The 13,810-nt window shown below is 72.5% G+C and carries 11 protein-coding genes; 2 read left to right on the forward strand and 9 right to left on the reverse strand.

Going from position 1 to position 13,810, the window contains the following annotated elements:
* Positions 1 to 157: 157 nt before the first annotated feature.
* Positions 158 to 1,273 carry a carbohydrate kinase family protein gene (locus STSP_RS35135; protein ID WP_067285152.1) on the reverse strand — a complete coding sequence of 372 codons (1,116 nt, stop codon included), beginning with the start codon at positions 1,271 to 1,273 and terminating at the stop codon, positions 158 to 160.
* A gap of 132 nt (positions 1,274 to 1,405) precedes the next feature.
* Positions 1,406 to 2,707 (reverse strand): glucarate dehydratase family protein, encoded by a 1,302-nt coding sequence (locus STSP_RS35140; RefSeq protein WP_067285154.1) that lies wholly within the window; start codon positions 2,705 to 2,707, stop codon positions 1,406 to 1,408.
* Between the two features lie 151 nt (positions 2,708 to 2,858).
* Between STSP_RS35140 and STSP_RS35145 the strand changes: the two genes are divergently transcribed.
* Positions 2,859 to 3,704, forward strand: coding sequence for an IclR family transcriptional regulator (locus STSP_RS35145; protein ID WP_078067761.1), 846 nt, complete (start codon positions 2,859 to 2,861; stop codon positions 3,702 to 3,704).
* Positions 3,705 to 4,028: 324 nt separating this feature from the next.
* Positions 4,029 to 5,393 carry an MFS transporter gene (locus STSP_RS35150; RefSeq protein ID WP_232789917.1) on the forward strand — a complete coding sequence of 455 codons (1,365 nt, stop codon included), beginning with the start codon at positions 4,029 to 4,031 and terminating at the stop codon, positions 5,391 to 5,393.
* A 116-nt stretch (positions 5,394 to 5,509) separates the two neighbouring features.
* Here the strand turns inward: STSP_RS35150 and STSP_RS35155 are convergent, their stop codons facing one another.
* The 7 genes from STSP_RS35155 to STSP_RS35185 form a co-directional block, all read right to left on the reverse strand.
* A complete protein-coding gene (locus STSP_RS35155) occupies positions 5,510 to 6,505 on the reverse strand; it encodes an adenosine deaminase (RefSeq protein WP_067285156.1) in 996 nt (331 codons plus the stop codon).
* A 172-nt stretch (positions 6,506 to 6,677) separates the two neighbouring features.
* Complete coding sequence (locus STSP_RS35160; protein ID WP_067285158.1) at positions 6,678 to 7,616, reverse strand: ribonuclease Z; 939 nt, start codon at positions 7,614 to 7,616, stop codon at positions 6,678 to 6,680.
* 18 nt (positions 7,617 to 7,634) lie between these two features.
* Positions 7,635 to 7,994 (reverse strand): histidine triad nucleotide-binding protein, encoded by a 360-nt coding sequence (locus STSP_RS35165; protein WP_067285159.1) that lies wholly within the window; start codon positions 7,992 to 7,994, stop codon positions 7,635 to 7,637.
* A 114-nt stretch (positions 7,995 to 8,108) separates the two neighbouring features.
* A complete protein-coding gene (locus STSP_RS35170; RefSeq protein WP_067285161.1) occupies positions 8,109 to 11,324 on the reverse strand; it encodes a S41 family peptidase in 3,216 nt (1,071 codons plus the stop codon).
* A gap of 115 nt (positions 11,325 to 11,439) precedes the next feature.
* Positions 11,440 to 11,832: a VOC family protein gene (locus STSP_RS35175; RefSeq protein WP_067285163.1), complete on the reverse strand. Its 393-nt coding sequence runs from the start codon at positions 11,830 to 11,832 to the stop codon at positions 11,440 to 11,442.
* A 42-nt stretch (positions 11,833 to 11,874) separates the two neighbouring features.
* Positions 11,875 to 12,621 carry a 16S rRNA (uracil(1498)-N(3))-methyltransferase gene (locus tag STSP_RS35180; RefSeq protein WP_067285165.1) on the reverse strand — a complete coding sequence of 249 codons (747 nt, stop codon included), beginning with the start codon at positions 12,619 to 12,621 and terminating at the stop codon, positions 11,875 to 11,877.
* Positions 12,618 to 13,691, reverse strand: a complete 1,074-nt coding sequence (locus STSP_RS35185) for a nitronate monooxygenase (RefSeq protein WP_067285167.1) — start codon at positions 13,689 to 13,691, stop codon at positions 12,618 to 12,620. The genes STSP_RS35180 and STSP_RS35185 overlap by 4 nt, the downstream gene beginning before the upstream one ends.
* Between the last annotated feature and the right edge of the window lie 119 nt (positions 13,692 to 13,810).

A 13,810-nucleotide genomic window follows, 5' to 3' on the forward strand; every position in this document is an offset into this window, starting at 1 on the left:
ACCACTGTGGGCAGGCGTTCCGCACCGCTGTGGGCGGCCAGGCCGCACCGCTGTGGGCAATCGTTCCGCAGGGCTGGGGGCACCTCCCAGCGGTAGCTGGGGGAGGGTGGGCACAGCCCCACGACGTACGGCGCCGCGAAAAGTACGGCACCGACGACTACCGGGCGGCGCGGAAGCCAATGGTCGGCACGGCCCGCCGAAGCGGCCACGGCCGGGCGACTTCCGGAAGCAACGCTTCCAGGAAGGCGTACCGCCGAAGCGCCCCAGGATCCTGCTCGTCATACGCCCGCACCCGCCGCCACCACGCAGCGATCTCCGCCCACCCGGGCGCCGACAACGACCCCCCGAACTCCTGCACGGACAGCGCTGCGGTCAGCCCCGCGAACGCCACCCGGTCCGCCAGCGGCCACCCCGCCAGCGTCCCGGTGACGAACCCGGCGACGAAGACATCCCCCGCCCCGGTCGGATCGAGCGCCTCGACCTCGATGGCCGGCACCTCCGCGGTCTCCCCCGTCCGCCCGTCCACGGCATACGCCCCCTGCGCACCCAGGGTGACCACGGCGAGCGGCACGTAGTCGATGAGGGCGTGCGCCGCGGCCCGCGGGCAGTCCGTACGGGTGTACCGCATGGCCTCCTCGGCGTTCGGCAGGAACGCCTCGCAGTGCCCCAGATCGGCCAGCCCGGCCAGGTCCCAGCGGCCGGTGTCGTCCCAGCCGACGTCGGCGAAGACCAGGGTCCCCTCGCTCGCGACCTCGGCGATCCACGGTGCGCGCCTGCCCGGCGTGAGCGATGCGATGGCGGCACGCGCGCGTGGCGGGCAATCCGGAGCAGGCTCCTCCGGTGGCGGTTCGTGCCCGTGGGAGACCATGGCGCGTTCGCCCTCGTAGGCCATGGAGACGGTCACCGGCGAGTGCCAGCCGGGCACGCTGCGCGACGCCGAGAGGTCGATGCCCTCGCCCTGTTCCAGGGCGTCCCAGCAGTACTCCCCATAGTGGTCGTCGCCGAAGGCCGCGGCCAGCGAGGTGCGCAGGCCCAGCCGGGCGAGCGCGGTCGCCATGTTGGCCACGCCGCCCGGGCTCGAGCCCATGCCCCGCGCCCACGACTCGGTTCCGCGCTCGGGCGCGGAGTCGAGCCCGGTGAAGACGATGTCGAGGAAGACGGTGCCCGTGAGGTAGACGTCCCAGGGCGGGTCGTCGGCGGTACGCAGCCCGGCAAGCGGGTCCACATGTGCTCCGTGGTACGCCCCTGGCGGCTCTCCGTCGTACGCGCTCACGACACGCTCCCTGAGTGGTGCTGGTGAGCCAAGTGTGCCGGACCCCGGGACGGACGAACCGCTCCGAGCAGCAGATGTCAACCGCTGGAAACAGTCACACCCCACCGGTGGACCCGTGCCCGCCGATGAGGGCTACCAGCGTGGCACCGCCGGCGGCGTCCACTCCGGGTCGGCGACCCGCATCGCCGCCTCGTCGTCGCGGTCGCGCATCGTCCCGTCGTCGTCGAGCCACCGCTGGTGCAGGAACGCCAGCTTGTCGCGGTCGAGCTCCACGCCCAGGCCGGGGGTGTCGGTGACCTTCACGGTGCCGCCCTCGAAGGCGATGCGTTCGGTGATGACGTCCTCGGACTGCCAGGGGTAGTGGGAGTCGCAGGCGTGGTGGAGGCCCGGGATGGTCGACGCGACCTGGGTCATCGCGGCGAGGCTGATCCCCAGATGGGTGTTGGAGTGCATGGAGACGCCGACACCGAACGTGCGGCAGATGGCGGCCAGTTCCCGGGTGTTGCGCAGTCCGCCCCAGTAGTGGTGGTCGGAGAGCACCACTTGGACGGCATCGCGCGTGAACGCCTCCTTGATCTCGGCGAAGGTCGTCACGCACATGTTGGTGGCGAGCGGGATGGAGGTCCGCGACGCGACCTCGGCCATGGCATCGGTGCCGAGCGTCGGGTCCTCCAGGTACTCGAGCACGTCCCCGAGTGCGGCGGCGACCTTCAGCGAGGTCTCCACGGACCAGGCGCCGTTGGGGTCCAGGCGCAGTGGGTGGCCGGGGAAGGCCTCGGCGAGGGCCCTGATCGCGGCGATCTCCTCGTCGGGCGGGAACACGCCGCCCTTGAGCTTGAAGGACGTGAAGCCGTAGCGCTCGGTGAACCTGCGGGCCTGCTCGACGATCCCGGCGGGATCGACGGCCTCACCCCAGTCGTCCTTCTCGCTCGGCACGCCCGCGGGGTGGTCGGCCCACTTGTAGAAGAGGTAGGCGCTGTACTCGACCGCGTCGCGCACCTTGCCGCCGAGCAACGCGTGCACGGGCAGGCCGAGCGCCTTGCCGAGCGCGTCGAGGCAGGCGACCTCGAAGCCGGACACGACGGAGAGCCGCAGCTTGTCGGCGGTCTGGACGCCGCGCTGACCGCCGACGTCGAGGGCGTTCTCGACGCGGGCGGCGTCCACGTCCACCTCGTCGGCGACGGTGAAGAGTCCGCCCAGGTCCGAGACCTGACGCCCGACGAGCCGGTCGGCGAAGGGCCGGGCCAGCTCGAGGTACTTGGTGTCGCCGTACGTCTCGCCGACGCCCGTGATCCCGGCGGCGGTCACGACCTCCACGATGAGGCGCGGCGTGTAGGGCTGGTGGACCCCCTGCGTGTTCAGCAGCGGCGGGTCGGCGATGAGGACCGGCGTGAGCCGCACCTCGCTGATGGTGAGATCGCGCTCCGTCGTCATCCTCGCCCCTTCATCTTCATACGTAGATGATGTCCATCATTGAGAATGGAGGCTAGATACGCGAACGGAGACCGTCAATGGCCGGGGCGGACGCGGAGCGCACCACGCCCGCACCCGATCCCGCGCGGCCGCCCCCGACTACGATCGACGCATGTCGGATGACGGCCGCCCGCGAACAGGCGCAGACGCCGAACCGGAAGCACGCCCGGCGCCCGAGCCGGGCGGCGTGCGCGAGGTGAAGTCCGCCGCCCGCACAGTGGAGTTGCTGGAGCTGCTGGCCGCGCGCGGCGACCGGCCCGCGCGCCTGCGGGAGCTCGCCGACGAGCTCCGCGTGCCCCGCAGCTCGATGTACGCCCTGCTGCAGACGCTGATCAGCCGCGGCTGGGTCCGCACCGACATCACCGGCTCCCTTTACGGCATCGGCATCCACGCCCTGCTGACCGGCACGACCTACCTGGACTCCGACCCGCGCGTACGCCTCGTACGCCCCTACCTCGACGAGGCGTCGGAGGCGCTCGGCGAGACCCTCCACATGGGCCGGCTCGACGGAGCGGACGTGGCGTATCTGGCCACCCGGGAGTCGCACGAATACCTGCGCACGATCAGCCGGGTTGGCCGACGGCTGCCCGCCCACATGGGCGCGCTCGGCAAGGCGCTGCTCGCCGAACGCCCGGACACCGAGCTGCCCGACGGCCCTTACGAACGCGCCACCCCGAACACCCTCACCGATCGCGCCGCACTCGCCGCCGACCTGGCCACGGTCCGCGAGCGCGGCTACTCCACCGACCGCGAGGAGGGCGTCATCGGCATCGTCGGCTTCGGCTTCGCACTGCGCTACGACGCCCCCGCACCCGCACAGGACGCGATCAGCTGCTCCGTACCGGTCGCGCGGCTCACGGACGAACACGAGCGGCAGATCATCTCCGTGATGCAGGAGATCCGCGCCAAGATCGAGGCGACGGCACCCCCGGCGAACGGCGCTCCGAACTGGCGCTGAGCGGCCGCCACACCTCACCTCACCCGCGACTCGCCGCCGGCCCGGGGCCCGAGCCACGCCGAACCTACCTCTGGACCAAGACGCCGAATCGAGGCCTGGACCAGGACGCCGAACTGAGGCGACGGGCCGAGGCGCCGACCGCGTGAAGCGCCACTGCTACCCGGACGTCGGCACAGCAAACCCAATGTGCCGCAGATCACACCTCCCCGGCTTCTTCGCGGCTCTACGTGCTTGATACAAATTGGCGCGCGTTCCTGTCCGTCGACAGCCGCTCCACCCCTCTTCATCCCTCATCTGTCGTTTTCGCATGCCCTGGGAACGCCCGTGTCGCCGCGCCGCAACTCCGTGCTGTCCGCTGCCTCCTGGCCGCTCGTCGCCCTCTTCACGGCCGGCTATCTCGCCGCCTATCTCCTGCCCACCGTGATGGGCCGGCTCGGTGCCGGCCTGGGACTCGGACCCACTCAGGCCGGAGCCGTCGGCAGTGCCCTGCTGCTGTGTTCCGCCTCCGCGGGATTCGTCCTCGCCTCCCGCGTGGAGGCCCTCGGCCCGGGACGGCTGGCCCGGGCCGGACTGCTGCTGGCGGCCACCGGCTACGGCTGCGCCGCCCTGTCCTCGGCCGTACCACTCGTCGTGGCAGGCGTGGCAGCGGGCGGACTCGGATCCGGTACGGCGACGACGGTCGCCGCGGCGGGCATCGCCGGCCGACGCGATCCTCACCGGACCTCGACGCTCGGACTGCTCGGCGTGTCGGCACTGGCCGGCGCCCTGTATCTGACGATCCCGCACCTCGGCGGCGGACACGGGCTGCCCTTCGCCGCACTCGCGCTCACGGCGCTGCTGGTGTGGCCCGCGACGGGCCGGCTGCCCGGGCCGGGCATCGCGGCCGGGCACGCTGCGGCGCCCACAGCCCCCCTCCCGCACCGCCGTTCGGGACTCGTCCTCGCGGGCGCCATGATGTGCTGGTCCCTGGCCCAGAACGCGCTGTGGGGCGTGAGCAGCCGTATCGGCACCAGCCAGGCGGGGCTCGGCGAAGCCGCCGTGGGCGCGGTCTTCGCGGCGGCACTGGGCGCCGCGCTCCTCGGCGTCATCGGCGCGGGTGTGCTGGGCGCGAGGCTGGGGCGCGCACTGCCGATCGGCGCGGGCACCGCGCTGATCGCCTGCTGCATCGCGGTCAGCGCGTCCGCCGACGACCTGCCGTCCTTCGCGACCGGCGAGATCGCCTGGAACACCGTCTACCCGGTGGTCCTGTCGTACCTGATCGGTCTGGCCGCGTCGCTCGACCAGCGCGGCCGCTGGGCGGTGCTGTGCGGCTCGGCTTCATCGCTCGGTACGGCCTGCGGCCCGCTCGCGGGCAGCCTGCTGTCGACGTGGGCGGGCTACCCGGCGATGGGCGCCCTGCTGGGAGCCGGGCTCCTGATCCTCGCGGCACCGCTCACGGCGGTCGCCCTGCACACCGGCGGCCGCCCGCTCGTACCCGGCGCCATCCGCCGCCGGGGCGGTGCGCCCGCGGCGGTACTCGCCGCCAAGACCGGCGCCCCGACCGGCCCGCTCCCCCAGATCGGCACGCCGGAGCAGCCGATCGTGGAGATCACGGTCCGGGCCCCACGACGCCCCCTCACCAAACGGGCGTTCGCCCCCGCGGGCCACCAGCCGACGCCCCACGAAACGGCCTCAACCGCGCCCCGCTGAGCCGCGGAGCGGCGTGCGAGGGGGGGCCGCGGAGCGGCGTGCGGAGGGTGGCCGCGGAGCGGCCGGAACCGTGGCCCGGAGGGCCAAAAACCCCGCCGCGGAGCGGCGAAGAACGGTCACCCCCCGAACTCGTACGCCTCGACCTCCGCCAGATACCGCCCCCGCCGCCCCTCGTCATGCTCGAGGAACGCCGCCTCGAAGGAGTTCCGCGCAAGCACCCGCATCTGCTCCAGCTCAAGCCCGAGCGCATCGCGCACCGCATGGAAGTTGTCCCCGACGTACCCGCCGAAGTAGGCGGGATCGTCGGAGTTGACGGTGCACATCAGCCCGGCGTCGAGCATCCGCCCCAGCGGGTGCTGCTCGAGGACGTCCACGGCACGCAGCCGTACGTTCGACAGCGGGCACAGCGTCAGCGGCACCCGCTCCCGTACCAGCCGCTCCACCAGCTCCTGGTCCTCCATGGCCCGCAGCCCGTGGTCGACGCGCTCGACGCCGAGCACGTCGAGGGCCTCCCAGATGTACGCGGGCGGTCCCTCCTCGCCCGCGTGGGCGACCCGCCGCAGCCCGAGGGCGGCCGCCGCCTCGTACACCTCGCGGAACTTCACCGGCGGATGCCCCACCTCGGCCGAATCGAGCCCGACGCCCACGATCCGGTTCAGATACGGCTTCGCGGCCTCGAGTGTCTCCATCGCCGACTCGGCGGACTGGTCCCGCAGGAAGCACATGATCAGCTGCGTGGAGACGCCGTGCCGCTCTTCGGACCGGTCCAGGGCCCGCCCCAGGCCTTCGATCACCGTACCGATGCCGACACCACGCGCCATGTGCGCCTGCGGGTCGAAGAAGATCTCCGCATGCCGCACGCCCTGCGCGGCGGCCCGCTCGAGATACGCGTCCGTGAGCTCCTCGAAGTCCTGCTCGGTGCGGAGCACGGCCATCAGCTCGTAGTAGAGATCCAGGAACGACTGCAGATCACTGAACTGGTAGGCCTTGCGCAGCTCTTCGGTGTCCGCGTACGGCAGCTCGACGCCGTTGCGCGCGGCGAGCGCGAAGGCGAGCTCGGGTTCGAGGGTGCCCTCGATGTGGAGGTGGAGTTCGGCTTTGGGGAGGGGCACGGGCGCGCCTTACGTCGAGTCGTGGGGGTGCGTGCCGTGAGGCGGCACTGGATCTTCATCGTACGAGGAGCGCCGCACAGCGGAGAAAAGGGACCGGACGGGCTGTACGCGGACGACCCGCACGGCCGAAACGAGCGAAAACGAAGAGCACGCGTGCGTGCCCGTTACCGACTTACCGCCCGCCCCGCTTCGGCAGCGGCACCCGCATCAGATCCGCCGCCACCGTCAGCTCCCCGTCGAACCCGGCGACGCGCGCCTCGCGCTCGAACTTCTCCGCGACCCCGGCCGCCGAAGGGCCGCCGCGGTCGTTGTAGCGCTGGCTGAAGTGCGTCAGTACGAGATGCCGCACGCCCGCGTCCCGCGCGACCCGGCCCGCCTGGACAGCGGTCAGGTGACCGTGCTCCACGGCCAGTTGCTCGTCCTCGTGAAGGAACGTCGACTCGATGACGAGCATGTCGCAGCCCTCGGCGAGCGCGTGCACGCCCTCGCACAACCGGGTGTCCATGACGAAGGCGAACCGCTGACCGCGCCGCACCTCGCTGACCTGCTCCAGGGCCACGCCGTTCAGCACGCCCTCACGCTGGATGCGGCCCACGTCCGGTCCTTCGATGCCGTACGCGGCGAGCCGGTCCGGGAGCATGCGGCGGCCGTCCGGTTCGAGGAGCCGGTAGCCGTAGGACTCGACGGGGTGCGAAAGCCGACGCGCCTCAAGGGCGTACGACGAGGTGGTCGCCACCACCCCGTCAGCGGCGACCGGCACCTCGGTCAGGCCGACCGTCTCGCGGTACGCCGTCGCGTACCGCAGCCGGTCGAAGAACCGCTTTCCGGACCGGGGATAGTGCGCCGTGATCTCGTGCGGGACGCGGTCGAGGTTGATCCGCTGGATCACCCCGGCGAGTCCGAGCGAGTGGTCGCCGTGGAAGTGCGTGACGCACAGCCGGTTCAGGTCGTGCGCGGCGACCCCGGCGCGCAGCATCTGCCGCTGGGTGCCCTCGCCTGGGTCGAAGAGGATGCCCTCGCCGTCCCAGCGCAGCAGATAGCCGTTGTGGTTGCGGTGCCGGGTGGGGACCTGGCTGGCGGTGCCGAGGACCACCAGTTCACGTACGGACAAGGTCGGTTACCGCTCCCGCTACCCGGGGGGCCACTCGAGGCCGCGGCCGCCCAGCACGTGCAGGTGCGCGTGGAACACGGTCTGGCCCGCGCCGGTGCCGGTGTTGAAGACGACCCGGTAGCCCCTGTCCTCGATCTTGTCCCCTGCGGCGACCTCGCGGGACTCACGCAGTATGTCGGCGATGATGGTCGGCTCGGCGGCGGCGAGCGTGGCGGCGTCCGGGTAGTGCACCTTCGGGATGATCAGGACGTGGGTGGGTGCCTGCGGGTTGATGTCGCGGAAGGCGACGGTGGTCTCGGTCTCCCGTACGACGGTTGCCGGGACCTCTCCCGCGACGATCTTGCAGAACAGACAGTCGGCCTGCGCTTCGCCCGCCATCTACGGCCTCCTCACGACGTGATCGTTACGACGGCATCGTATCCACCGCCCGCGGCGCCCGCGCCGCCCCGCGGTGGGCGCCGCTCAGTCGAGCGCCGGAAGCCCGGCGCCGGCTCAGTCGAGCGGCGGAAGCTCCGGCGCCGCCTTCGCCGGGTTCTCCGCGAGCGCGGCCAGCGCGATCCGTATCGCCTCGTCCAGCTGCGGATCCCGCCCCGCCGCATGGTCCTGCGGCGCCTGGACGACCTCGACGTCCGGGTCGACGCCGTGGTTCTCGACGCCCCACCCGTATCCCTCCAGCCAGAAGGCGTACTTCGGCTGGGTGACGAGCGTGCCGTCGACGAGCCGGTAGCGGCTGTCGATGCCGATCACGCCGCCCCAGGTGCGGACGCCCACAACCGGGCCGATGCCCAGCGCCTTGATCGCTGCGTTGACGATGTCGCCGTCCGAGCCGGAGAACTCGTTGGCGACGGCGACGACGGGCCCGCGCGGCGCGTCCAGCGGATAGCTGTACGGCTGCATTCCACGCGGCAGGTCCCAGCCGACGATCCGCCGGGCGAGCTTCTCGATGACGAGCTGGGAGGTGTGGCCGCCGCGGTTCTCGCGGACGTCCACGACCAGTCCCTCGCGGGCGACCTCGACGCGCAGGTCGCGGTGGATCTGCGCCCAGCCGGGCGCCTGCATGTCGGGGACGTGCAGATAGCCGAGCCGTCCGCCGGACTTCTCATGGACGTACGCGCGGCGGTCCGCGACCCAGGCGTGGTATCGCAGGGGCTCCTCGTCGTCGATGGGGACGACCACGGGATGGCGCAGGTCTCCCCCGCCGGCCGGTGAGATCGTCAGTTCGACGGGTTTGCCCGCCGTACCGACGAGCAGCGGTCCGGGCCCGGTCACCGGGTCGACGGGCTGTCCGCCGACCGCGACGATCGCGTCCCCGGCGCGCACGGCGACGCCGGGCGCGGCGAGTGGCGAGTGCGCGTCGGGGTCGGACGTCTCCGACGGAAGGATGCGGTCGATGCGCCAACTGCCGTCGTCGTGCCGTGAGATGTCGGCGCCGAGCAGCCCCTGCCGGGTCCCGGGGCCGCCCCAGCCGCCGCGCGGTGTGACGTAGGCGTGCGAGGTGCCGAGCTCGCCCTGGACCTCCCACAGCAGGTCGACGAGGTCGTCGTGGGTGGCGACGCGCTCCAGGACGGGCCGGTAGCGGTCGAGGACGCCGTCCCAGTCGACGCCGCCGAGGTCGGCCCGCCAGAAGTTGTCCCGCATGAGGCGGCCGGTCTCGTCGAACATCTGGCGCCATTCGGCGGCGGGGTCGATGGTCCGCCGGATGCGCGACAGGTCCACGGTGATGTTGGTGTCACTGTCGTCGTCGTTCGAGGCGCGCCGGTCGCTCGGCACCACCTTGAGCCGTTCCCCGGTCCACAGCAGGACGCGCTTGCCGTCGCCGCTGACCGCGAAGTGATCGGCGTCCGCGGCGAGTTCCTCGAGGCGCTGCTGCACCAGGTCGTAGCGCTCCAGCTCCGACTTCGGATCGGGGTCGGAGGGCGTGGCGCGGGAGGCGCCGAGCGCCCCAAGGACCGGGTGCCGCAGCCACAGCACGCCGTCCTTGGCGGCACGCAGGGTCGTGTAGCGGGCGGCCTCGACGGGGAACGGCACGATGCGGTCGGCGAGCCCGTCGAGGTCGATACGGGTGACAGGGGCGCCCTCGCTGTCGGGCGTCTCGTCCTTGTCGGGCGCGTCGAACGGCCTGCCGTGCCGCTGCGGCCCGAAGGGCGACGGGGTCGTGGCGGCCAGGGTGATCAGGTGCGGCCGCGAACCGCCCACGAACGCCAGGTCGAAGACGTGCTCGTCGTAGACCGGGTCGAAGGACCGCGCCGACAGGAACGCCAGGTGCTTGCCGTCCAGCGTGAACGCGGGCGAGTAGTCGCGGAACCGCAGCGGCGTCGCCTCCGTGGCGGACAGGTCCGCGATGTTGGCGAGCTTGATCTGGCGCAGCGGTTCGGGCCCGGCGTGGGACCAGGCGAGCCACGCCGAATCGGGCGAGAAGACCAGCCCGTTCGCGTCTGAATGCTCGCTGCGGTCGACCTCCCGTACCTCCCCTGTCTCCCGCTCGACGAGCAGCACCCGCCCGTCGTGCGAGGCGACGGCGGCACGGCTGCCGTCGGGGGCCATCGCGAGGCTCAGGACGCGGCCGAGCTGCCCGGCTGCGAGCCGCCGCGGGGTCGCGCCGGGTGCGAGGCCGGTGGCCGGGGCGAACTCCAGCGCGTCGTCGCCTTCGGCGTCGGTGACCCACACGACGTGTTCCTCGCCGTCCACCCGGAAGGTCCGCGGCAGCCGGGCGCGTACGCCCTGCGTGGCGGCGAGCGCGCGGGCGGGTCCCTCCCGGTGCGTGACCCAGTGGACGGCGCCGCGGACGGAGACGGCGCTGCCGCGCCCGGTGTGGTCGGGCGCGGCGGCGCCGAACCAGCGGACGGCGGTCACGGGGTGCGGCTGCAGGTCGACCCGCTGCCCGCCGAGACGCAGGTCGAGTCGGCGGGGTTCGGCGCCGTCGAGGTCGTCGAGGAGCCACACTTCCCCGGCGCTGGCGTAGACGACCCGGCTGCCGTCGGTCGACGCGTGGCGTGCGTAGAAGCCGGCCTCGGTGTCGACGGGCGTGTGCCGCCGCAGGTCGGAGCCATCGGCCAGGGACGAGTAGACCGCGCCCGCGCCCTCGTGGTCGGAGAGGAACGCGACCCTCTCGCCCACCCACATCGGGTATTCGAGGTTCCCGTCGAGCCCCTCGTGCAGTCGCACGAACTCGCCGTCGCCCTCGCGGTCGATCCACAGCTTGCCCGCGGTGCCGCCCCGGTAGCGCTTCCACCAGGCGGCCTCGCGTCCCATCGGCGCGGACAGCAGGACGACTTGGGAGTCCGGGCCGTACGCGACGGCGCCCACGGGCCCGTACGGAAGGGTGGCCGCGGGACCGCCGTCGAGCGGCACGGCCCGCGCCCAGCTGCGGCGCAGCGATGCCTGGCCGTGGGTGGTGAGCGCGAGCACGTGCCCGTCCGGGGTCCAGCCGCGGACGGTCGTGCGCTGGCTTCCCCAGTACGTCAGCCGCCGTGACGGCCCGCCGTCGACGGGTGCGACATGGACCTCGGGGGCCCCGTCGCGGGTGGACGCCCAGGCGACGGTGGTCCCGTCCGGGGAGATCCGCGGGTGGTTGACGGGGACGTTGTCGGCGCTGACCCGCCAGGTGCGGCCGCCGTCGAGGGGCGCGACCCAGACGTCGTCCTCAGCGGTGAAGGCGAGCAGGTCGCCGTGCAGATGCGGGAACCGAAGGTACGCAGGCTGTGTCACCCGATCACACTAAGCAGTGACCGGCGTCCAGGTCAGCGTTTTCGATCAGTTCGGGCGATCAGTTCGGGCCGCGGACCTGCGCGGTCACCTGCCCTGTCGCGCCTCCCGCGGCCCGTCAGCCGCGCATCAGCAGCCACTCCTGAAGCTCCACCAGATTGCCCTCGGGGTCCTTGAGGTGGGCCACGCGCATACGGTCCGTCATGGCGGCGGGCCCGTGTTCGAGGATCGCTCCGCGGCCCACGAGTTCCGCGCAGTAGGCGTCGAGGTTGTCGACGCGCAGCACCACCAGGGAGCGGTGCCCGTTCACGGAGTCGGCGAGCTCGCCGAGCACCTCGGCCATCATGGCGCGGTCCTGCAGCGCGATGCCCGCCGATCCGACGGCGGGACTGAACTTCTCGTACGGGCCGTTCTCCGCTCCCGACTGCGGCTTCAGCCCGAGCACATCGGCGTAGAAGCGGTAGCAGGCCGGGAAGTCAGAGACGAGCAGCCTCACCTGGGCGAGTTCCAACGCGACCTCCTCTTGGGGACCCTCAGGGACGCGTCGCCTGCGTCAGGACCAGCGGCCGGTGCGGCCGAGCAGCAGCGCGACCGCCGCCGTCCCCGCGGTCGACGTACGCAGCACGGTACGCCCCAGCCGGTACGTCCTGGCGCCTGCCGCCGCAAAGACCTGCAGCTCTTCGGGTGAGACTCCCCCTTCAGGCCCTACGACGAGCACGATCTCGCCCGTCGTGGGGAGTTCGGCGGTGGCGAGCGGCTCGCTGCCGTAGTCCCGTTCCTCGTGCAGGACGGCCGCCAGGTCGGCTTCGGCCAGGAGCGCGGCGACCTGTCTGGTCGTCATGGCGTCCGCCACCTCGGGGAAGCGCACCCGCCGCGACTGCTTGCCCGCCTCGCGCGCCGTCGCGCGCCACTTGCCGAGCGCCTTGACGCCCCGCTCGCCCTTCCACTGCGTGATGCAGCGCGACGCCGACCACGGCACGATCGCGTCGACACCGGTCTCCGTCATGGTCTCCACGGCGAGCTCGCCTCGGTCGCCCTTGGGCAGGGCCTGCACGACGGTGATCCGGGGGGTGGGGGCCGGCTCCTCCTGAATGCCCGTCAGATCACTGACCACGAGCCGGTCCTTGCCCTCGGCCGCCCTCACGACGCCTTCCGTCCAGCGGCCGCGCCCATCGGTGAGCACGATTTCCTCGCCGGGCCGCAGCCGCTTGACCGAGACGGCGTGCCGCCCCTCGGGCCCCTCCAGTACGTACTCGGGGCCGTCCGGGACCTCGTCCACCACGAACACCGGCGCGGTCATGAGCCGCTCCCCGCCGACAGGGCCGCCTTCGCCGCGTGCAGTTCGGCGGCCAGCACCTCGACGAGCTGCCCGGCCGGGAGCTCCCGTGCCAGCCGGTGCCCCTGTCCGGCCCACAGCGCCATGCCCTGCGGGTCACCGGCCACCGCGGCCGCCTTGCGCAGGCCGGAGGTGAGGTGGTGGATCTGGGGGTACGCGGCCGGGGCGTACGGGCCGTGCTCACGCATGAAGCGGTTGACGAGACCGCGGGCCGGGCGCCCGGAAAAGGCGCGCGTCAGTTCGGTGCGGACGAAGAGGGGGTTGGTCAGCGCGTCCTTGTGCAGGGCGTTGGCGCCCGACTCGGGTGTGGCCAGGAACGCCGTGCCCAGCTGCGCCGCCTGGGCACCGGCCGCGAACGCCCCGGCGATCTGCGCGCCGCGCATGATCCCGCCGGCCGCCACGATCGGCAGCCGCACGCTCTCGCGTACCTGTGTGACCAGCGACAGCAGGCCGATGCCCGCGGCGTCGTTCTCCGGATTGTCGCGGTGCGTGCCCTGGTGGCCGCCCGCCTCGACGCCCTGGACGACTACGGCGTCGGCGCCGGCCCGCTGCACGGCCTGGGCCTCCTCGACCGTGGTGGCGGTGACCATGGTCAGCGTGCCCGCGCGCGAGAACGACTCGAGCACCTCGGGGGCGGGGCAGCCGAAGTGGAAGGAGACGACCGGCACCGGGTCGTCGAGGAGGATCGCCAGCTTGGCGTCGTAGCCGTCGTCGCGGCCGCTGTCCGGATCGCCGAGCTCGGTGCCGTACCAGGCGGCCTCACCGGCGAGCTGGCAGCGGTAGACGTCGACGGCGGCCGGGTCCGCATACTCGGGCTGCGGCATGAAGAGATTGACGCCGAACGGCCGGCCGGTCAGCGAGCGCAGCTGTTTGATCTCCTGGTACATCCCGTCGGCGGTCTTGTACCCGGCCGCGAGAAAACCGAGCCCGCCGGCCTCCGACACAGCAGCGGCAAGCAGCGGCCGCGAGACGCCCCCCGCCATGGGGGCCTGCACGATCGGAATCGGAAAAAGATCGCTCAGTGCGCTGGACATGACGGCATGTTGTCACGACCGGAAAACAACACCGAATCCACCCTTCCGCATAGGGCGGAGCCGCATATGTCACAGCCCCGCGCCCCTTCGGGGCGCTGCCGCGCCGCTACCGCTGTGGG

Source organism: Streptomyces jeddahensis, assembly GCF_001642995.1.
In the GTDB taxonomy this organism is placed as follows: Bacteria; Actinomycetota; Actinomycetes; order Streptomycetales; family Streptomycetaceae; genus Streptomyces; species Streptomyces jeddahensis.

Excerpts from the sequence above, each read along its gene's own strand:
- STSP_RS35140 (WP_067285154.1), bottom strand. The coding sequence starts at position 2,707 with ATGACGACGGAGCGCGATCTCACCATCAGCGAGGTGCGGCTCACGCCG.
- STSP_RS35145 (WP_078067761.1), top strand. The coding sequence starts at position 2,859 with ATGTCGGATGACGGCCGCCCGCGAACAGGCGCAGACGCCGAACCGGAA.
- STSP_RS35165 (WP_067285159.1), bottom strand. The coding sequence starts at position 7,994 with ATGGCGGGCGAAGCGCAGGCCGACTGTCTGTTCTGCAAGATCGTCGCG.
- STSP_RS35180 (WP_067285165.1), bottom strand. The coding sequence starts at position 12,621 with ATGACCGCGCCGGTGTTCGTGGTGGACGAGGTCCCGGACGGCCCCGAG.
- STSP_RS35185 (WP_067285167.1), bottom strand. The coding sequence starts at position 13,691 with ATGTCCAGCGCACTGAGCGATCTTTTTCCGATTCCGATCGTGCAGGCC.